The sequence below is a fragment of the Mesorhizobium sp. P2_E9 genome, from assembly GCF_056403815.1.
Map to the genome: position 1 here is coordinate 333,683 of NZ_JBFUET010000001.1, position 18,576 is coordinate 352,258.

Consider the following 18,576-nt stretch of genomic DNA (forward strand, 5'->3'; position numbering starts at 1 on the left):
CAACTTTGATCAGATCAGTCGTGCGCGGCACCGGTGCCGCGCTGCCCCGCCGCATCATGAAGAATGCCGATTTCGAAGGCATGGTCGAAACCTCGGACGAGTGGATCGCCCAGCGCACCGGCATCCGCCAGCGTCATATCGCGGCCGACGACGAGACGACGGCTTCGCTGGGAGAGGCCGCGGCTCGCACCGCCCTTGCCAACGCGGGACTGACGCCGGACGATATCGACCTGATCGTGCTGGCGACGTCCACCCCCAACAACACATTTCCGGCGACTGCCGTCGAGATCCAGAACCGCCTCGGCATGCATCACGGCTTTGCCTTCGACATGCAGGCAGTGTGCTCAGGCTTCGTCTATGCGGTGACGACAGCCGATCTCTACATCCGCGGCGGCCTGGCAAAACGCGTGCTGGTGATCGGCTCGGAAACATTCTCGCGCATCCTCGACTGGAGCGACCGCTCGACCTGCGTGCTGTTCGGCGACGGCGCCGGCGCACTGATCCTGGAAGCAGGCGAGGGGGCCGGCACGATTGCCGACCACGGCGTTCTGGCCGCCAGCCTGCGCTCGGACGGTGCGCACAAGGACAAGCTTTTTGTCGACGGCGGACCATCTACGACAGGAACCGTCGGCCACCTCAGGATGGAAGGCCGCGAAGTCTTCAAGCACGCGGTCGGCATGATCACCGACGTCATCGAGGCGACCTTCTCGGCCGCCGGTATATCAGCCGACGATCTCGACTGGTTCGTGCCGCACCAGGCCAATAAACGAATTATTGACGCTTCGGCCAAGAAGCTCGGGATTGCAGAACAAAAGGTGGTGGTTACGGTCGATTTGCACGGTAACACCTCGGCTGCTTCCGTGCCGCTGGCGCTGTCGGTGGCCGTCGCCGACGGCCGCATCAAGAAGGGCGACCTCGTCCTCCTGGAAGCGATGGGCGGCGGCTTCACCTGGGGCGCCGTTCTGGTTCGCTGGTAAGTGCCGAACGGTCCGGTTTCGGTCCTTGACCTTGCCGGATCAATTACTTAGGCTCAGCTGTTGTTGTGCCGAATTTTACGTTTGAGCTGATGGGACGGTCGCATGGGGGGAAAGACACTTACGCGTGCCGACCTAGCGGAGGCCGTCTACCGAAAGGTCGGTCTGTCGCGCACTGAATCCGCTGAACTCGTCGAAGCGGTGCTGGACGAAATCTGCGAAGCCATCGTCCGCGGCGAGACGGTAAAGCTGTCGTCGTTCGCGACATTCCATGTCCGCTCCAAGAATGAGCGCATCGGGCGCAATCCCAAGACCGGTGAAGAGGTGCCGATCCTGCCGCGCCGGGTGATGACCTTCAAATCGTCGAACGTGTTGAAGAACCGTATCTTGCGTTCCCACCAGAACAGCAAGGCCAAGGGCGGCAAATAGCCTCCATTGTACGGTTGAAAACCGGCCTCGCCATAACGCCGGGCTTGAATATTGCTTCACAAACCGCTGAAATAAGGTCCGATTCGGCAGCATGGCTGGATTGGTGTTCCGCGTATGATCCATTCCGCGCAAATGGAATGAGCTTCTCTCTTTGTTGAAGCCTGATCTCGCTGAAGACCGTTCCGGATCACGCTCCAGCGTGAGGATTTCGCCCATGGACAAGAGCCCTGACGCCTTCCGCACCATCAGCGAGGTCGCTGAAGATCTCGACCTGCCGCAGCATGTGCTGCGCTTCTGGGAAACGCGCTTTAACCAGATCAAGCCGATGAAGCGCGGCGGCGGCCGGCGCTACTACCGGCCGCAGGATGTCGAGCTGATCAAGGGCATCCGCCACATGCTCTACGACCAGGGCTACACCATCAAGGGCGTGCAGAAGCTGCTGCGCGAGAACGGCAATCATTTCCTCGTCGCCATCGGCAACGGCGACATGGCCGCCGTCGAGGCGATCTCGCAGCGAAAGCAGGCCGACCAGGTGCCGCTGACCCCGGCGGCACAGCCGCGCGGCGGCGATGATGAATTGGTTGGCCAGCCAAGGGTCAAGCCCAGCCGCCGCTTTTTCGGCCTGGGCAAGAGCGACGAGGAAGGTCCGGTTCAGCCGGACGCATCTAAACTCTCGCGCGACAATCGCGCGCTGCTGCAGGAGGCGCTGTTCGACCTCTTGGAATGCAAGCGCCTGCTTGACCAGGTGCGCTGACCACCGCGCGAAGCGCTTTGGAGCCCTCGAGACCGGAACCCGACTTGGGGTGAGGCGTTACGTTTCCTTCTGCAAGACTTTCCTGCGGCAAGACAAGGAAACGCATGATGGCAACATTTTCGACCCTTTCGGACATCGACCTCGAAAAGCAGGTCGCGGCCCTCTCAAGGGAACTCGCGGCGCTGCGCAAGGCCGTGTCGAAGCGGGGTGGCGCTTACTATGAAGATGGCCGCGATGCCGCTCTCGACACATATTCCGACCTTGCCGGACGTCTGCGCGATGCCATGCCGGCAATCCGCAAGCAGGGCAGGGTGATGGAGAAATCGGCCCGCGACCATCCGGCGGCGGCGGCCGCCGTTGGCCTTGTGGTGCTCGGCCTGGTCGCCAGCCTGCTGTTCAGCCGGCGCTGACGGCGACGTCGGTACAAGGGATAGAAAAGAAAGTGGCGGCTCGCCTTTCGGGCGCGGTCGCCATTTTCAGTTTATGCGGGTTGCGATGCCGCTCCGGTATCTGGCGCGAAGCGCGTCGGCATAGAGCCGGGTAACACCCGTGTGCGTCCGACGCAGGAAGGCGGATTGGTCGAGCCGCCACAGCCGCACGATTTCGCCGGCGAACGCCGGATTGGTGGTGGTGCCATAGCCGGCGCCGGGATAGACGACGATCTCGCCGGCATAGAGACCATGGTCGGTGACCAGGAAGTCGATGCGGATATAGTCGAGGTTGCCGGCGATAACGGGGGCGATCGACACCGCCTGACGGACATAGTCGAGAAGCCGCGTGTTGACGGGCACCGCCTGATCCTCGCGGGGATAGCCCGGATCGCGCCCTGGCAATGGATTGGCGTCCCGGTCCAAAAGCAGCGAACGCCCGGCTTCCTTATCCTCGACCCAGGCATGCGTTACCACGCCGCCGCAAACATGCACTTTGATGTCGGTTGCGATCCTTGCGCCGGAGAGCGCCAGCCGCTCTTCCACGAAAACGGTGGGAACGACAGGCCAATAGGCCCATTCGCCATTGCGGCGGCCGTAGCGTTTTCTCAGCCAGTGCCTCGTCTTGGCGACGATGAGGCCGCGATTGGGCTCGCCATTGGCAACGAATATGTTCATCGCGCAGCCGTGGTTTGTCTTGACGATGACATTGCCGGCCAGCAGGTCGAGAGGAATGTCGGCAGGGTTGCGCCCGGACCAGAGCGTCTGAGGCACGGCGATCTCGGGACAGGCGTCACGGATATGAGCCTTGGCGGCGAGCTTGTCGGTCAGTGTTACGAACAGCGGATTGCGGTCGACGATTTTTCGCCAGAGCAAGAGCTCATGGTAGCGCACCGGCGTGGCCGGATTGGGCAGATAGCCCAGTTTCATGAAGTATCGCACCACAAGCGCAGGATGGCGAAGCGTGAGCCACAATCGCGCGACCGACAGGACAAGGCGGTCTGTCCGGGAGATATCGGCCTTGGCCGTCATCGGGGATACCTGGCCCTGTTCGCAAACGCCCGATCCAGTGCGATACACCGGTCAGCAACATTCCTGCCGTACCGCGATTTGGCGCCGCGTGAAAGATTTCACTTGCCGTCGCGGTATCGGGGGTGGCGCCGAAAATCCTGGGTCAGTTGGGTCATCCGGCGAATTCGACAGGCCCGGTTTGATGTCGGGCTTGGCATTGCACAACCACGCGAAGACCAAGCTTGAACAAGAAGCCAAGGTCGGTCTTCGCGTTGGCGGTCTGGTATGCTTAGTACGTCTTCTTTGCCATCTTCTTCATGTGGTGGTGATAATGATGGTAGTGATGATGGTAGTGATGATGGCGGTGATGATAACGATGATGGTGGTGGGGATGATGATGATGCTTCGCCATCGGCGCCGCATCCGCGCTCGTCGCACCGACCACGGGCGCCGTGAAAGCCAGTGCAACTGCAAGCCCGAGGGCCGAGAGGAGGGACTTCTTCATGGGATCGTTTCCTTTTGTTTCGCCGGCAGCTATGACTCGGGTCGATAGCCCGACCGCCGCGCCTGGAATTACGCTCCCGGATTTTTTCGTCAGTATTTCCCGGTTGTAGAATTTTGTTTCTGGACTGTTTCTAGGAAGCCGGCTTCACGTCACATCTTTGCGAGGGCCGAAAAGCCGGCTCTTGCCGCCTGTTTTGGCTACATCGGCGGGATCACGCCATTGTTTCCCACCACGACGCGGCTGGAGCTCAGCGTGCCGTCAGCCTCGCGCTGGGCATTGGCGAAGACCGTAGCGCCTGGCTTGAGATCGGTCGGCGCGGCTGGCGCGAAGGTCACGACCGGCGTGCTGTCGGGAATCGAAATCTTCTTGGTCTGCCCATTGTCATAGGTCAGCGTCACGGCGCGCCCGTTTATGTCGGTGACGTCGGCCACGGTGCCATTGGTCATGCGGCTGTTCGGCTGCAAGTCCCACGGACGGTCGCCCTCGCCGGTGCCTTTCAAGGCGGCTGGGAAAATCACCACTTCCAGCGCCCCACTGCCGCCATCCGCCTTCGAGACCGATGCGATGCCAAGGAAATCGCCCTGCTTGATGTCCTTTTCGGAGGCGCTGGCGACGCCGGATATCTTCCAGCCGGTGTTGAGCTTGATCGCGAAAGTATCGCCCTGGCGGGTTTTCACGGTCAGCAGCGATGGCTCGAAACTGACCACCGTACCGCGCACGCGCAGTGCGTCCGCCGCCTGGGCGCCGCTCACGGCGGCAAGGGAAAGGCTGGAGATCGTGCCGAGCACGACCATGAATGTCTTGAAGTTCATTGCAGGGATCCTTCTGGGGAACGGGCCGGCTGGAACCGGATGGTTTTCACGCCAGCGCATCAGAACAACGAACAGGTGGGCTGAAACCTCCGGGCAAAAAGGTGCCGAGGTGTTCAAAAGAACTTGATGGCATGCGTGAGACCGCCCTTGCCGGGACCCGCTTCACGATAGCGTGACGGCCTTTGGCTCTTGGCAAATCGCTGGCGAGCAGGCATGTTCCTGCTCGTCTCAGGCAACACTCCATTTTTGATCAAAACGCTTTCAGCCACCGGAGTTGCCAATGCCCAACAATGCAAAAAGCCATGCCCTCTCCGAACCGTTAGCCAGTGAGATCGGGCACGATTACAGCACCCTTAGAGCAATGCGGGAAACCCGCGGATACAGCGTGGAAGAGCTTTCCCTGACCTGCGGTCTGTCGGTCGGCGAGATTGAGGATATCGAGAACGGCCGGGCGGCCGATCCGTCGAAGCTGCGTCGTATTGCGTCCGCGCTTCGCATGCCTCAGGACGCTCTCATGGCGCCCGCCGCGCCGACGCCGGCCGCACAAGGCCGACCCTTGGCATAGGACCAGTACCAGGCATGCAAGAGAACCCGCCAGAGCCCGCTTGGCGGGTTTCTTGTTGATGCCACGGCGTCCTCAGGCAGGCCGGACTTGCCGATTTACAGATCGCGCGTGTTTATACTTGCGGCATACAAAACTGCGCCAATCGCGTCTGCCGTCCGTCGTCTTCGAATCGTGGGTTTTTGATATGAGCCTGGAGTCTGTTCGTGCCTTGTTCGCCGCCCATGCGCCCGATATCGAGGTCATCGTCACGCAAGCGAGTTCGGCGACGGTGACGCTGGCGGCGGAAGCGCACGGCGTCCTGCCGGCGCAGATCGCCAAGACCATCTGCCTGCGCGTCGGCGAGCGCACCATGCTGGTCGTGACCAGCGGCATCGCCAGGCTGGACAACCGCAAGTTCAAGGACCAGTTCGGCGGCAAGCCGCGCATGCTGGACGCGGAGGAAGTCGTCGCCGCCACCAACCATCCGGTCGGTGGTGTCTGCCCGTTCGGCCTGCCGGCACCGCTGCCAGTCTATTGCGACGTCTCGCTGCGCGAATTCGACGAGGTGGTGCCGGCTGCTGGAGCCACCAACGCGGCGGTGAGGATTTCGCCGCAGAGGATGGTTGAGCTCACCGGTGCTGAGTGGGTGGATGTTTGCCAAGGCTAACGTCGGAACCAATCCAAGGCTGAAACCGGCAGGGCAAGGGAGGAGCGATTCGAGGGTTGGTTGATTTGGCTGGGGGACTTCGGGGGCAAGTCCTGCTTTAAAATGGTCGGAGTGGCCGGATTCGAACGACGACCCCTTGACCCCTAGTCAAATTACTGGACCTCACGCCGACTAACACATCAAAACACCAGAGTTCACCGTGTCGCTAGATGGTAGTGCCTCCACCACTGACCTCGTCAGTTCCACAGGTGTAACCACCGACACCTGGTATCATCTTGCTGTCGACTATCACGGGACAAAATACCGAATGTACCTGAACGGCGTGATAGTGGCGTCGTCAACGACGCACCGCACCATCAATCCATCAGGGGCGGTTCTCAGCATCGGCGGCGACGGCAACACCACAAACTTCAATTTCAATGGCTGGATCGATGAGGTCCGCATCACCAAGGGCGTTGCCCGCTACGCCTCCGATGCTGGCTTCACGGTGCCAACAGCGGCATTTCCGCGCTCCTAACGAAAAGGGCCGGCGCGACGAACGCCGACCCTTACATTGTTTGCCCGTCGGGTTCAGTGAACAGGGGCGCGTTAAGACCTTTAGCAGGTGCCGGTGCCGGTGCCAGTCTTGGAAATGCCAGTGTTGTTCAGTTTCACGCACAGGCCGGTGAACTGGCTGCCGACCCATCCGCCGATCGCGATCACGGCGACAATCGAGGCCGCGGCAATGATGCCGATGAGGATGGAATATTCCACCATCGCGGCGCCGTTTTCGTCGTCGCGGAACTGCTTGATCAAATTACGCATGTGATTACCCCTTTTTTGACTTTACACCCCGGAGTTGCCGGCAATTGATGCCCCCAAGCCGCCCCGTCGATGACTATTAGTCTTTACTGATATGCCGAAGTCAAAGGGATTTAACGGAAAGTTAACCGCGAAGACTTGCAGCGTTGCTAGGCTGGGACGGTAAGCCTATGATTTTGTGACATTATTAGCGACTTAACCATAGAAGCACGCCGAGGCGTCAGGAAGGTAAAGGCGACCATGGTCTATGGCTGTCGATATACCCCGTTATTTTAGCGAGGCACGGTGTGCGGGAATTGTCTGATCACGCTGCTGCACAGGCGGCCTAGTTGCCGCAATCCTTTATCGCTTTTGCAAAGGCCTCCAGAGACAGCGCATACTCGCGAAGTGCGGACTCGGCACCAATCCTGGCATCTTCCAGATCGGCCGCCTCATCTCTAGCGCTTGCAGGCATCATCGGCACTGCTTCATGGAAAGCTTCACCCTTGACGACTCTGACAGTGGATCGCAGTTGCAGAGCTGCCGCGCCGGCAGAATCGCTTAGGGCATTGCAACCTGTCACGGACATCTCAGCGGCAGCGGGGTTGGCGATCAGCAGGACAGCCAGAACAAGGTGTCTCATCGATAGAGCTGCGCCTCGTTGCGGAATGCCTTGTCGACAAGCGTGTTGTTGGCGAACGCGCCATCCACGTCGACGATCTCCAGGCTGATAGGCTTCTCGCCAGCCGAAGGGTCTTCAGGGTCTTTGGTGTTATCTTGCTTTTGGACTGGCGTGTTGATGAAGACGCTAACATACCCATCCGGTTTCAATTGTACGTGCCCATTGATCTTGTCTTGGTTCGCTATGCAGTTGACGATCGCCATATTGAGCAGCCGACGATCAGGATCGGCTGTCGGGGCGTCTCCTTTGTAGCAAGATGGCGTGCCGGTTTCTTTGGTCGGATTGAGTGATTTGTCGCCTACCAACCCTTGAGAAATCTCGTATTTGTAGACGTCATACCTCGACGCCGGCGCTGTCTTGGTGCCGGTTGGGTTGGTGGCGCTCGGGACGTTCGGATAAGCGCCTCCGTGGTTGATCTGCCAGTAGTTCGTCCAAAAGCCTTGAGACCCGATCGCGTCGGACATGCCTTTCGTGTCGACATAATTGGTCCCGGGCGGCAGCGGCAGCGCTGTGTTGTCAGTGACCGGGTCATATTTGCTGCAACCGGTTTTCTGGCCCTTGCGCACGTTGCTCGCCGGCCGGTAATTGAAGTCCTTGTTGTTCTTGTTCAGGGAGCCGCTATAGAGATCAAACCGGACATTGAGGCCGGCATTGACCTGGCCAAGGGTGACACCGGTCTTCGTCGTCAGCGCGTCGCGATTGTAACAGGTGCCAGAGTTTCCGATCGCGATAGCATCGCGCAGCGAACTCAGGTTGTTGTCGATCAGCCCGAAATTGCCGGGGCCAGGATTCGAGTCCACCTTCAGGACGCGGAACTCCCGGCTGTAGGTGTCGCCGGAGGCAAACGCTTGTTGGATCGTCTTGCTGGTCGACGAATCGGCTGTCTCGAACGGGTTGCACATGAAGAGCGGAACAGTCTCGCATATCGACTGAACGAAACCGGCGACAGCCTGGGGTCGGATGTCCATTGTGTCAGTGCTGCCGACGAGGCTTGCCGGAAAGATGGTTGTGAATGCCCCAGCACCCTTCGCCAGGCCGGACGCGTTTATAGTCACTTCGGCAAAAGCCACCGCTTTAGGATCGACGCTGGCCCAGTTCACGCCGTTGGCATCGACGCCGGCGGTGGTCAGGGTCGTCTCATCGCTGGCCGGTATTCCGGTCAAATACGTGACGGTCACGTCTGCCGGAACGAGTGTATGACCGGCCACGTCCGAATACAGCGTCTGGTTGGCAACAAGGGTCGTCACTGCGAGGTTGGCCCGCGTGATCGAATCCGATCTGCCATCCAGTTCCGCGGCAGCGGCCAGAGCGATGGCATCGACACCCTTTTGCAGCTGTTGTTGAAGCCCGGTAGCTCGGCTCATGTCGAAGGCCAGCAAAGAAAAGCCGATGAGAACCGGCAGCATAATTGCAACCAGCAGCATCGCGATACCGCGTTGATCATTCCAGAATTCGCGCAAAATCCTACGCATAGCATATTCCCCAAGCCATGCCGCAGATAGTTCCCCGTCAAACGACAATAAGCTCCCTTTGCCATCCCTGCAAGGCGCCGTTAATCAGCAAGGTTATTACGCGTCACTGCGGCATATCCGGCTATATATTTCTTGAGCCCTCTTCCGGTAATTTGATCTCTGTTCGATCGGAACTGTCGATCAATGTGTGGGCCATCCGCCGACCTATTGGAGGCGCCAGAGTCGTATGAATCCGAGGAGGACGAAGAAGAAGCCCCGGACCTCGTGATGCTTAGGGGCGGGTTTCGGCTGTAGCCTCACGGTGGCGGGCTTTTCCCTTATCCCTTGACAGGCCGGTCTGCGCTCGACCGCTCACGACAGCCTTCTGGTCGATTTTGGTAGTTGCCGTGCGTGATGTTGAGATACCCTGAGTCACAATGCCGAAAACTTGGGCCTCGCCATCAACGGCTTCATTCAACGCGATCGGACCTTTAACGACTCTATCGAAATCAGGCATGGCAAAGCAATCTCCCCTGATCCCGGTCGATTTGGCCACCACCGATAGTCGCAGGAACGCGGGCCAATTGGGAGGGGAGTTACCCCGTGCGTTACCCTGGACGAAAATTAGGTTGAAGAATTCAAATGGACTTTTGGGGGTAAGTCCTTGTTTTGTTAATGGTCGGAGTGGCCGGATTCGAACCGACGACCCCTTGACCCCCAGTCAAGTGCGCTACCGGGCTGCGCTACACTCCGGACCGGTCGCGATGTATCGTGATAACCCTGTTCGGGTCAACCGAAATTCGGCATTTATCGCGCGATCGCCGACACGCCTGGAAAAGCCGGCCGCGACAGCCGCTGGTGGCGGTATTCCAGGGCGATGGCGCCCCAGATCAGGCCGAGCAGCAGATACATGTGGCGCCAGTGGTCGATGTCGATGAAGGTGCCGAGCCCGATATTGCCGATGAAGGCAACATAGGCACACAGCAGATAGGGCTGCCATGGCCGGTCGCGCAGCAGGATGCGAAAACCGGCTGTGATGGTCCAGACGACCAGCGTCAGGAACGACACGAAGCCAAGCCAGCCATAATCCATCAGCATTTTCAGCCAGATGTCGTGCGTGTCCTCGCCGAACATCTTGCCGAAGACCAGCGGCCCGATGCCGAACGGGCGCTCCATCGCCATCTGGAAGCCTATACCGTAGCGGGCAAAGCGGCCGAGGCGGGCGGTGTCGTAGCTCTGTTCGAGATGCGCGCGGTTGGAGAACATCTCCGACACGCCGGGCAATTGCAGGATGACGATGATGGCGATGGTCAGCAATGACAGCGCGGCGATGGTCATGATCACCACGCGCAGCCGGAACTTGCCGCTGGCGCTTTGCAGGAACAGGCAACCGGTGAGGAGGACCGCCGAGACGGCGAACATGCCCCAGGCGCCACGCGAGAAGGAGAAGAAGATGCCCAATGTGATGATCAGCAGCGGCACCGCCAGCAGCGGCATGCGCGAGACCGAACCGGTCAGGATCAGGTAGAGCAGATAGATGCCCGGCAGCACCAGGAAAGGTCCGAAAACGTTCGGGTCCTGGAACGCGCCGGCCGCGCGGTCGTATTTGGTGAACATTTCGGCGCCGGGGAAGGCGTGGAAATAGCCTGCTATGCCGAGCAGCGACGTCGCCACCGCCGAGACGACATAGGCATTGAAGATCAGCCGGTAGAGGCCCGGCTGCGTGGCTGTCACGGAGGCGAAGAACACCGCGCTGAAAGCGAGAAACAGCGATACGGAGAGATAGAGCGGCGTGAAGGCGAGGTCTGCCATCTGCGTCATCGAGATCATGCCGCCGATGTTCATCGTCACCAGCAGCACCAGCAGCGGCATGGCCGCGCGGGAAATCCGCAGGCCGAACAGAGCCCAGATGGCGATCAGCCCGGCCATGTAGATTTCGTAAGGCGCCGGCTCGCTGATGACGAAGCCGGACAGAAGGATGCCGACCACCACCGCAGCGGAAGAAATCAGCGCGATCAGCTTGGCGTTGACCGCGGCCGACGGCAACTCATGGGAGATCGCGCTCAATAGGCGTTTTCCGTGTTGAGCAGCCGGACCGGCGTCAGGAACAGGATCCGCAGATCGAACAGCAGCGACCAGTTCTCGATGTAGTAGAGGTCGTATTCCGTCCGCATGCGGATCTTCTCGTTGGTGTCCATCTCGCCACGCCAGCCGTTGATCTGCGCCCAGCCGGTGACGCCCGGCTTGACCTTGTGGCGGGCGAAATAGCCGTCGACCACCTCGTTGTAGAGCAGGTTGTGCGACTGCGCGGCGATCGCATGCGGGCGCGGGCCGATCAGCGACAGCGAGCCCAGCAGCGAGTTGACGAACTGCGGCAGTTCGTCGATCGACGTCTTGCGGATGAAGCGGCCGACACGGGTGACGCGCGGATCGTTCTTGGTCACCGTCTGCTTGGCGGTCGGATCCGAGCGGTCCGTGTACATCGAGCGGAACTTGTAGACCTCGATGATCTCGTTGTTGAAGCCATGCCGCTTTTGCTTGAACAGCACCGGTCCCTTGCTGTCGAGCTTGATGGCAATCGCTGTCGCCAGCATCACCGGCGAGAAGACGATGATGCCGACCAGCGAGAAAATGATGTCGAAGGCGCGCTTGGCGACGGAATCCCAGTCGTTGATCGGCTTGTCGAAGATGTCGAGCATCGGCACCGAGCCGATGAAGGAATACGCGCGCGGGCGGAACTGCAGCGCGTTGGAATGCGCCGAAAGCCGGATATCGACCGGCAGCACCCACAGCTTCTTCAACAACTGCAGCACGCGTGTTTCGGCGGTCAGCGGCAGCGACACGATCAGCATGTCGATGCGCGCGATACGGGCGAACTCGATCAGTTCCGAAATCGTGCCGAGCTTGGGATAGCCGGCGACGATCGGCGGCGAGCGCTTGTCTGAGCGGTCATCGAAGATTCCGCAGATGCGGATATCGTTGTAGGGCTGCTTTTCGACCGAGCGGATGAGGACTTCCGCCGCCTTGCCGCCGCCGACGATGACGGCGCGCCGCTCCATGCGGCCATCGCGTGCCCAGCGCCGGATCAGTCTCGACATCACCAGCCTGAGGCCGAAGAGGAGGACGAAGCCGACGACGAACCAGGTGCCGAACAGAAGCCGCGAATAGTCTTCCGACATCTTCATGGCGAAGGCCGTCAACGCCATCAGCGCGAAGGTGCCGGCCCAGACCAGCAGGATGCGGCCAAGATTGGCGATCGGTCGCATCAGCGAAACGACCTGGTAGCAGTCGGTGACATCGAGCAGCACCACGGCGAGGAACGACGCGGCGGCAATCGTCACCGGATATTGCCAGGCGAGATAGTTGAAGAAGCCGACAAAGTAGAAATAAACGCAGAGCCCCGAAACGAACAGGATCCCGAACTCGACCATGCGCAGGACGCCGCTGACCATGATCGGCGACATCGTATCGCGCCGGTATTGCGACGCGACCTGCCGGGCAACGTCATTCATGCCGCCGGGCACATCGCCCTCAGCTGGGCCGTCGAATTTACGCACCGCTTCAGGTGAAAAGCGGCGCGCTGGGTCGATCTCGTTCATGGGGCTTTCCGCAAGCTTCCTTCGGTCAATAGCAAAAGAGAGCTAAGAAACCCTTGAAACAACGCGTGGCTTTGGAAAGGCCTGGGCGTTACCGGTCGAGCGCGGCGAAATAGGCCTTCTCGATTTCGGCGGCCATGACGTCGGCGCCGAAGCGCGCCCTGAGGCTGCCGCCATCGGGCATGAGTTTGCTGTAGGCTGAGAGATCGGCCAGCGCCTCGCTCATCTTGCCGGCGAGTTCGACCGGATCGGGCCGGATCAAGGCAGGGGAGCCGGAGCCGAAAATTTCGGGTATGCCGCCGACAGCGGTGGCTATCATGGGTCTTGCTGAGGCCAGCGTCTCCAGCACGATATAGGGCATGGCTTCGGCGCGGGATGGAACGACCACCAGCGCCGCCAGCGCGAAGGCCTGCCTGGCCGGCATTGGCGGCAGGAAGCGGACATGGCCTTGCAGCCCCAGGCGCTCTACCTGCGCATGGTAGCGCGGCAGGTCGTCGCCGTCGCCGACCATCACTGCGCTCAGCGCGCGGCCAAGTCGGGGACCGGCGGCTGCCAGGGCATCGATGAAGATGTCGGGTCCCTTCAGGTCCCGCATCATGCCGATATAGAGCAGATCCGCCGCATCGGATGCGATGATCACCGGTTCGAATTCGGCGGCGCGCAGTCCGTTGTAGACCAGAATGTTCGGGATCGGCGGCTCGCCCACCTTCCTGCGATAGGTCCGCCGTTCGTAGTCCGAGACGAACAGCAGGCAATCGGTAAAGCGCGCCATGGTGCGCTCCAGCGCGAAGAACAGCTTCCCGGTGGCTGTCGTTTCGTCATAGTGGAGGGAGCCGCCATGCGGCGAATAAAGGCGGGCTACGCGAGACCTTGATACCCGCAACAATGAGCCGAACAGACGGGCATAGGCGCCACCCTTGGCGCCGTGCCCGTGCAACACGTCCGGCCGCAATTCCTTGATGATCCTGTATGTGCGTCGGGCCGAGGCGAGATCGCCCGGGCCGACATGGCGCTGCATTGGCGTGCGATGGATGCCGAGCGCCAGCATGTCCTTCATCTGCTCGAACAGGCGCTCCTCGAATTCGCCGCCGGTGGTCGAATCGCAGACGATGCCGACCACATGACCGGCGGCGACCTGCGCTTCCGTCAGGTCGCGCACATGCCGGAAAATTCCTCCGACCGGTGAACGAAAGCAGTGGACGATCCTGAGCTTGTCCGCCACGTGGTGTCTGTCAGAACAGGCGTTCGCGGACGTAAACGGTATCTCCGGGCAGCAGCGGATCGGAGGTGACCACGCGGCCGGTCATCACCTTGCCATTGATGTCGCGGGTGATGTCGACGCTTTCCTGGTTGGCGCGCGGCGAGAAGCCGCCGGCAATGGCGATGGCCTTCTGCACGGTCAGGCCGGGCACATAGGAATACTGGCCGGCAGCACCCACTTCGCCCATGACGAAGATCGGCCGGTAGCGATCGATCTCGACCGAGACGTCGGGGTCGCGCAGATAGCCTTGCCGCAATTTGTCGGCGATCTCCTTTTCCATCTGCTGCGCGGTGTGGCCACGCGCCGGTATGGCGCCGACAAGCGGGAAGGAGAGGTAGCCGGACTGGTCGACACTGTAGCTGTTGGTCAGGCCGTCCTGCTCGAACACGGTGACGCGGATGCGGTCGCCGGCGCCGAGACGATAGGGCTGGTCAAGGACCTCGTGGAAGGCGGCCGGCGTCGGCCGGTAGCTGGAGCAGCCGGCGAGCATCGACACGGCAAGCAGAGCGCGAAAGAGAGAGGCAGTGCTTTTCATGTCGGATACGTACCTTCGACTGGCCGCTGCGGCGTCGCAGCAAACATCTGGGATCGGGTCCGTTATCATCCTGTTAGGGTTAATGGCCGGTAAAGGAGCCGGTCGAGAGCGCTCGCGGTTTTGGTATTTTTATCGTTTTTCTTGCTGCTCGCCAGTAATCCCTAACGGAGTATTACCGCGATCTTAACGGCTGAGTTACCATAGTTGTTTACGGTGCATCCTGACCCAGTTTCGGAGTAGGGATGCATGTCCGTTCAGTCCGCGGCCGCAGATGTCGACGTTGACCTCAGGCAGCTCTTCGCCAGCCTGGCGAGGAACTGGCTGCGCATAGTGCTCTTCGTCCTGGTGGTGACGGGCCTGGCGTTTGCCTTCGCATTATTCGCGACCAAGCATTACAAGGCCCAGACGCAGATCGAAATCGCCCCGCGTGAATCCGTCTACACCCGTCCGGCCGGCAGCAACAATGACGGCGACAAGCCGATCCTCGACGAGCAAGGCGTCGCCACCCAGGTTCAGATCATTTCGTCCAACGAAATCCTCAAGCAGGTGGCACAGAAACTTGGCCTGTCGCGACTGCCTGAGTTCGACGAAGCGCTCAACATGTCATACCTGAGCCGCGTGCTGGTCCTGCTTGGGCTTAAGAACGACCCGACGGATATTCCTCTCGACGAGCGTGTCCTGAAGAAGATGCGCGAAAAGCTCAACGTCTTCGGCGTTGAAAAGACCCGCATCATCGCGATCGAATTCTCCTCAGAGGATCCCAAGTTCGCGGCTTCCATCCCTGATGCCATCGCCGCTGCCTATATTGCCGGGCAGGGCGCGGCCAAGAGCGAATCGAACACCGCCGCCGCGGACTTTCTGGCGCCCGAGATTGCCGACCTGTCGAAGCAGGTCAGGGATGCCGAGGCCAAGGTCGCCGCCTACCGCGGCCAGTCCGACCTGCTGATGGGCGGCAACAATGCGGTTCTGGCCACGCAGCAGCTGGCCGAGCTGTCGACCGAATTGTCGCGGGTGCGCGCCAATCGCGCCGCGGCCGAAGGCACCGCCGACAGCGTGCGCGAGGCGCTGCAGAATGGCGGTTCGCTCGACTCACTGCCGGAAGTGCTGTCGTCCGACCTGATCCAGCGTTTGCGGGAGCGGCAGGCCGAGTTGCGCGCCAACATCGCCGATCTGTCGACGACGATGCTCGACAATCATCCGCGCGTTCGCGCCGCGAAATCACAACTGGCCGATCTCGATGCACAAATTCGCAACGAGGCCCAGAAGATCATGAAGGGCCTGCTGATGCAGGCCGATGCCGCCAAGGCGCGTGAAAGCCAGCTCATCTCCGACGTCAATCAACTGAAGGCAGCATCGGCGCAGGCCGGCAACGAGCAGGTCGGTCTCGACGCACTGCAGCGCGATGCCGCCGCCAAGCGCCAGCAGCTCGAACTCTATCTGACCAACTACCGCGAGGCAGCTTCGCGCCAGGACCGCAACTACGTGCCGGTCGACGCCCGTGTCTCCTCACCCGCTTCGGTGCCCTCCGAGCCATATTTCCCCAAGGTTGGGCCGATTGTTGGTGCGGCCGCGGCGGCTTCGCTTCTGCTGGCCGCGGTATACACGCTGCTCAAGGAACTGTTCTCGGGCCGCGCCATGCGCCCGGCCACGGGCACCCGTTTCGCGCCGATCGACGAGGTGGCGATGCCTGCCACTGCCCGCCAGGAGCCGGCCGCTCCTCTGGAGCCATATGCACGCCTGGAGCCGGCTGTCGCCAGCGAATTCGCCAGTCATGCCGCCGAGACGCCTTGGCCAGAAGCGGTCACTGAACCGGTCACGGAATCGGAGCTGCTGGCGCAGCCGCAGCCTGTTGCCGCTGCCGAAGCTGTGGCCAAGGCTGAGCCTGTCGCGGAAGCCGAATCGGTCGCCGAGCCGGAGCCTGTCGTAGAGGTCCAGCGGCCACGCTCGGTGCTTGGCGAGATCGACATCGAGAAGGCCGCGGAAAAGCTGATCGCCAGCGGGGCAGCCCGCGCCATATTCGTGTCGCCCGAAGGCGACGAGGCGGCCGCATCGGCGATCCTGGTGGCGCGCGAGGTATCCGACGCCGGCCTGCGCGTCCTGCTGCTCGACCTCACCGCCTCGGGCGCCGCTTCGCGGCCAATGCTGGACAGCGGGCTTTTCCCGGGCATAACCGACCTGCTCGCTTCGCAGGCGCAGTTCAGCGACGTGATCCATGCCGATCTCTATTCCGACTGCCACGTCATTCCCGTCGGCACCGCCGATCCGGTCCGCGCCATGCGCGCCGCCGACCGGCTGCCCATCATCATGCAGTCGCTGACCACCGCCTATGACCTGGTGGTGGTCGAATGCGGACCGGCCGATGCGCAAGGCATCAGCCGCCTGGGCGGTGAGGCCACCGAAGTGTTCCTGTCTATGCTCGAACCGGACGACGAGGTGACGGAGGCCGCGGTCAAGCTGATCGAGAGCGGCTACCCCGACCTGACACTGGTGACCCCTCTTGGCCACGAACCGCCGGGCACACCGGGCCGGCGCTCCGCCGCCTGAAAGCGGCGGACCCGGCCTATCCCAGCTCCAGCGTCGTCACGCCGAATATCCTGTCGGGATCGAGCTTCGGCGGCGTGCCTTGGTACATTCGGGTGGTGCTGAAGGTCGGTGAGAAGCCTGCTGCCTCGAGCGCCGCGATGAAATCCACCTGGGTCGCGGGAACGTCGATGTTCAGGTCACCGCCTTCACACGCGCTCGCCAGCGCCCCGAGCAATTCGAGTGCTGTCTGCGCGTCGTCGGCAAAGAGCGGTCCGACCTTGAAGCCGCTTCGGCAGGATCGCGCCACCGCATAGCCGGCCATTCCCCGTGATGTGATCGCCGCCAGGGCACGGTGAGGCGGCTGCAGCCATTGCCGCAAGAAAGAGCTCCGGGGCGCCTGAAAGCAAAGCGCGTCATACCCGATGATGTCGGGCACTGACTGCGCGGTCACGATACGAGGCCGCTCGGCGCCGGCGGGCAGCGCTGCGGGACGTCCGCTGTAGCGGATGGTCTCGTAGACCGGCCTGAACCCCTTGCTTCGGTAGTTGGCTTGCTGCTCCTCGACGCCGTCGAGGCCGACGGTACGCCCGGCCAGCCTGTCCATGCCCGCGGTCCACACTGCCTTGCCATAGCCCTTGCCGCGCATGTCCGGACGGCAGATGTAGAGGCCGATGAAACCAAAATCGCGCCCATAGGCCACCGCTGAGATCGCGGCGACCATGTCGTTGCCGACAAAGGCACCGATGAAACCCTCCGGATCCGCTGCCTGGAACCTCGCCGCATCTTCAAGGCCGGGGTTCCAGCCCTCGTCAGCCGCCCAGTCGATGAGGTCGGCCAATTCCCCCAGCGACAGCGTGCGGATGATCGGTTTCATGGCTTACTCCGCCGCGACAGCTCCGGGCGAGAATGATTTCAGCATACCAAGATAGGGCTTGGCCAGCGGGCTGGCATAGGCACCGCGCTTCGATGTCGACAAGCCCAGCGCAATCAGCGCTTCGGCCTGCTTGATCGCGGCGCCGACACCGTCGATGACGGGCAGTCCGAAATCCGCCTGCAACTGGTGGGCAAGGTCGGCCATGCCGGCGCAGCCAAGCACGATGGCCTCGGCGCGATCCTCCTCGACAGCACGGGCGATCTCGTCGCGCAGCTTGCCAACCGCTCCCGATGTCGGATCCTCGAGTGCCAGCACCGGAATGTCGGCGGCCCGCACACGCGCCCGTCCAGTCATGCCGTAGCGTTGCACCAACCCCTCCACAGGCACGCGCGAGCGTTCGGTGGTGGTGACGACGGTGAAGCGCTGGGCGATGAAGGAAGCCATGCTGAGTGCTGCCTCGCAGATGCCGATGACGGGAATGGCGGCCATGGCGCGCGCGGCGTCCAGCCCGGTGTCGTCGAAGCAGGCGATGATGGCGGCCTGAACGCCGCGGCGTTCGCCGGCGACGATCTCCATCAGCAGGCCGGGCACCGCCAGAGCCTCGTCATAATAGCCCTCGATTGAGGCCGGTCCCGTGGACGAGGTGACGGCGACGATTTCGGTCCGGGCGCCGGCGACCGCGCGCGCGGCCGCCGCGATCGTCTCGGTCATGCTCGCTGTCGTGTTGGGGTTCACCACAAGGATCTGCAC

The 18,576-nt window shown here is 61.7% G+C and carries 21 protein-coding genes and 1 tRNA gene; 9 read left to right on the plus strand and 13 right to left on the minus strand.

Translation table 11 applies throughout. The features are described 5' to 3' along the window. Nucleotides 1-5: 5 nt before the first annotated feature. The 4 genes from AC1D05_RS01695 to AC1D05_RS01710 all read left to right on the plus strand — a co-directional run bounded on the left by AC1D05_RS01695 (nt 6) and on the right by AC1D05_RS01710 (nt 2,567). A complete protein-coding gene (locus AC1D05_RS01695) occupies nt 6-977 on the plus strand; it encodes a beta-ketoacyl-ACP synthase III (RefSeq protein ID WP_477437616.1) in 972 nt (323 codons plus the stop codon). 102 nt (nt 978-1,079) lie between these two features. Next, nucleotides 1,080-1,403, plus strand: a complete 324-nt coding sequence (locus AC1D05_RS01700; protein ID WP_010915609.1) for an integration host factor subunit alpha — start codon at nt 1,080-1,082, stop codon at nt 1,401-1,403. A 214-nt stretch (nt 1,404-1,617) separates the two neighbouring features. Further along, nucleotides 1,618-2,157 (plus strand): MerR family transcriptional regulator, encoded by a 540-nt coding sequence (locus tag AC1D05_RS01705; protein WP_027042329.1) that lies wholly within the window; start codon nt 1,618-1,620, stop codon nt 2,155-2,157. Between the two features lie 104 nt (nt 2,158-2,261). Further along, on the plus strand, nt 2,262-2,567 hold the full coding sequence (locus AC1D05_RS01710; protein WP_477437618.1) for a hypothetical protein: 306 nt from the start codon (nt 2,262-2,264) through the stop codon (nt 2,565-2,567). A 66-nt stretch (nt 2,568-2,633) separates the two neighbouring features. On the opposite strand, the gene AC1D05_RS01715 is transcribed toward AC1D05_RS01710, so the two are convergent. Beyond that, nucleotides 2,634-3,515: an ATP-grasp fold amidoligase family protein gene (locus AC1D05_RS01715; RefSeq protein ID WP_477437620.1), complete on the minus strand. Its 882-nt coding sequence runs from the start codon at nt 3,513-3,515 to the stop codon at nt 2,634-2,636. Between the two features lie 91 nt (nt 3,516-3,606). Between AC1D05_RS01715 and AC1D05_RS01720 the strand changes: the two genes are divergently transcribed. After that, on the plus strand, nt 3,607-4,149 hold the full coding sequence (locus tag AC1D05_RS01720; protein WP_477437622.1) for a hypothetical protein: 543 nt from the start codon (nt 3,607-3,609) through the stop codon (nt 4,147-4,149). Between the two features lie 149 nt (nt 4,150-4,298). Here the strand turns inward: AC1D05_RS01720 and AC1D05_RS01725 are convergent, their stop codons facing one another. After that, entirely contained in the window at nt 4,299-4,913 is a 615-nt protein-coding gene (locus AC1D05_RS01725) for a hypothetical protein (protein ID WP_477437624.1), read from the minus strand. Between the two features lie 280 nt (nt 4,914-5,193). On the opposite strand from AC1D05_RS01725, the gene AC1D05_RS01730 reads away from it, so the two are divergent. The 3 genes from AC1D05_RS01730 (at nt 5,194) to AC1D05_RS01740 (ending at nt 6,641) form a co-directional block, all read left to right on the plus strand. Beyond that, nucleotides 5,194-5,478, plus strand: a complete 285-nt coding sequence (locus tag AC1D05_RS01730) for a helix-turn-helix domain-containing protein (protein ID WP_477437626.1) — start codon at nt 5,194-5,196, stop codon at nt 5,476-5,478. Nucleotides 5,479-5,662: 184 nt separating this feature from the next. Further along, the gene (locus tag AC1D05_RS01735) at nt 5,663-6,124 is read left to right on the plus strand and encodes a YbaK/EbsC family protein (protein WP_477437628.1); all 462 of its coding nucleotides are present in this window, start codon (nt 5,663-5,665) and stop codon (nt 6,122-6,124) included. Between the two features lie 199 nt (nt 6,125-6,323). Then, entirely contained in the window at nt 6,324-6,641 is a 318-nt protein-coding gene (locus AC1D05_RS01740) for a LamG-like jellyroll fold domain-containing protein (protein WP_477437630.1), read from the plus strand. 80 nt (nt 6,642-6,721) lie between these two features. On the opposite strand, the gene AC1D05_RS01745 is transcribed toward AC1D05_RS01740, so the two are convergent. From AC1D05_RS01745 to AC1D05_RS01785, 9 genes are all read right to left on the minus strand, one after another. Next, complete coding sequence (locus tag AC1D05_RS01745; RefSeq protein ID WP_477437632.1) at nt 6,722-6,928, minus strand: Flp family type IVb pilin; 207 nt, start codon at nt 6,926-6,928, stop codon at nt 6,722-6,724. Between the two features lie 322 nt (nt 6,929-7,250). After that, on the minus strand, nt 7,251-7,547 hold the full coding sequence (locus tag AC1D05_RS01750) for a hypothetical protein (protein WP_477437634.1): 297 nt from the start codon (nt 7,545-7,547) through the stop codon (nt 7,251-7,253). Then, nucleotides 7,544-9,058, minus strand: coding sequence for a TadE/TadG family type IV pilus assembly protein (locus AC1D05_RS01755; RefSeq protein ID WP_477437636.1), 1,515 nt, complete (start codon nt 9,056-9,058; stop codon nt 7,544-7,546). Before AC1D05_RS01755 ends, AC1D05_RS01750 begins: the two co-directional genes overlap by 4 nt. A 271-nt stretch (nt 9,059-9,329) precedes the next feature. After that, complete coding sequence (locus AC1D05_RS01760) at nt 9,330-9,554, minus strand: hypothetical protein (RefSeq protein ID WP_477437637.1); 225 nt, start codon at nt 9,552-9,554, stop codon at nt 9,330-9,332. A gap of 159 nt (nt 9,555-9,713) precedes the next feature. Beyond that, nucleotides 9,714-9,790 (minus strand) — tRNA-Pro (locus AC1D05_RS01765). A gap of 54 nt (nt 9,791-9,844) precedes the next feature. Then, nucleotides 9,845-11,104 carry an O-antigen ligase family protein gene (locus AC1D05_RS01770; RefSeq protein ID WP_477437639.1) on the minus strand — a complete coding sequence of 420 codons (1,260 nt, stop codon included), beginning with the start codon at nt 11,102-11,104 and terminating at the stop codon, nt 9,845-9,847. Beyond that, nucleotides 11,101-12,636 carry an undecaprenyl-phosphate glucose phosphotransferase gene (locus tag AC1D05_RS01775; protein WP_477437641.1) on the minus strand — a complete coding sequence of 512 codons (1,536 nt, stop codon included), beginning with the start codon at nt 12,634-12,636 and terminating at the stop codon, nt 11,101-11,103. Before AC1D05_RS01775 ends, AC1D05_RS01770 begins: the two co-directional genes overlap by 4 nt. An 88-nt stretch (nt 12,637-12,724) precedes the next feature. Further along, complete coding sequence (locus AC1D05_RS01780) at nt 12,725-13,855, minus strand: glycosyltransferase (protein ID WP_477437643.1); 1,131 nt, start codon at nt 13,853-13,855, stop codon at nt 12,725-12,727. Nucleotides 13,856-13,865: 10 nt separating this feature from the next. Continuing rightward, on the minus strand, nt 13,866-14,429 hold the full coding sequence (locus AC1D05_RS01785; protein WP_477437645.1) for a polysaccharide biosynthesis/export family protein: 564 nt from the start codon (nt 14,427-14,429) through the stop codon (nt 13,866-13,868). Nucleotides 14,430-14,675: 246 nt separating this feature from the next. Between AC1D05_RS01785 and AC1D05_RS01790 the strand changes: the two genes are divergently transcribed. Then, entirely contained in the window at nt 14,676-16,973 is a 2,298-nt protein-coding gene (locus AC1D05_RS01790) for a GumC family protein (RefSeq protein WP_477437647.1), read from the plus strand. Nucleotides 16,974-16,989: 16 nt separating this feature from the next. Here AC1D05_RS01790 and AC1D05_RS01795 read toward each other — a convergent pair whose 3' ends face one another. Next, nucleotides 16,990-17,826, minus strand: a complete 837-nt coding sequence (locus tag AC1D05_RS01795; RefSeq protein WP_477437649.1) for a GNAT family N-acetyltransferase — start codon at nt 17,824-17,826, stop codon at nt 16,990-16,992. 3 nt (nt 17,827-17,829) lie between these two features. Next, nucleotides 17,830-18,576 carry an aspartate/glutamate racemase family protein gene (locus AC1D05_RS01800; protein ID WP_477438130.1) on the minus strand — a complete coding sequence of 249 codons (747 nt, stop codon included), beginning with the start codon at nt 18,574-18,576 and terminating at the stop codon, nt 17,830-17,832.

Bases quoted from the DNA above. Each gene is read 5' to 3' on its own strand.
- AC1D05_RS01715 (WP_477437620.1), bottom strand. From the start codon at position 3,515: ATGAAACTGGGCTATCTGCCCAATCCGGCCACGCCGGTGCGCTACCAT.
- AC1D05_RS01755 (WP_477437636.1), bottom strand. From the start codon at position 9,058: ATGCGTAGGATTTTGCGCGAATTCTGGAATGATCAACGCGGTATCGCG.
- AC1D05_RS01760 (WP_477437637.1), bottom strand. From the start codon at position 9,554: ATGCCTGATTTCGATAGAGTCGTTAAAGGTCCGATCGCGTTGAATGAA.
- AC1D05_RS01730 (WP_477437626.1), top strand. From the start codon at position 5,194: ATGCCCAACAATGCAAAAAGCCATGCCCTCTCCGAACCGTTAGCCAGT.
- AC1D05_RS01775 (WP_477437641.1), bottom strand. From the start codon at position 12,636: ATGAACGAGATCGACCCAGCGCGCCGCTTTTCACCTGAAGCGGTGCGT.
- AC1D05_RS01710 (WP_477437618.1), top strand. From the start codon at position 2,262: ATGATGGCAACATTTTCGACCCTTTCGGACATCGACCTCGAAAAGCAG.
- AC1D05_RS01705 (WP_027042329.1), top strand. From the start codon at position 1,618: ATGGACAAGAGCCCTGACGCCTTCCGCACCATCAGCGAGGTCGCTGAA.
- AC1D05_RS01750 (WP_477437634.1), bottom strand. From the start codon at position 7,547: ATGAGACACCTTGTTCTGGCTGTCCTGCTGATCGCCAACCCCGCTGCC.
- AC1D05_RS01700 (WP_010915609.1), top strand. From the start codon at position 1,080: ATGGGGGGAAAGACACTTACGCGTGCCGACCTAGCGGAGGCCGTCTAC.
- AC1D05_RS01745 (WP_477437632.1), bottom strand. From the start codon at position 6,928: ATGCGTAATTTGATCAAGCAGTTCCGCGACGACGAAAACGGCGCCGCG.
- AC1D05_RS01795 (WP_477437649.1), bottom strand. From the start codon at position 17,826: ATGAAACCGATCATCCGCACGCTGTCGCTGGGGGAATTGGCCGACCTC.
- AC1D05_RS01725 (WP_477437624.1), bottom strand. From the start codon at position 4,913: ATGAACTTCAAGACATTCATGGTCGTGCTCGGCACGATCTCCAGCCTT.
- AC1D05_RS01785 (WP_477437645.1), bottom strand. From the start codon at position 14,429: ATGAAAAGCACTGCCTCTCTCTTTCGCGCTCTGCTTGCCGTGTCGATG.
- AC1D05_RS01790 (WP_477437647.1), top strand. From the start codon at position 14,676: ATGTCCGTTCAGTCCGCGGCCGCAGATGTCGACGTTGACCTCAGGCAG.
- AC1D05_RS01735 (WP_477437628.1), top strand. From the start codon at position 5,663: ATGAGCCTGGAGTCTGTTCGTGCCTTGTTCGCCGCCCATGCGCCCGAT.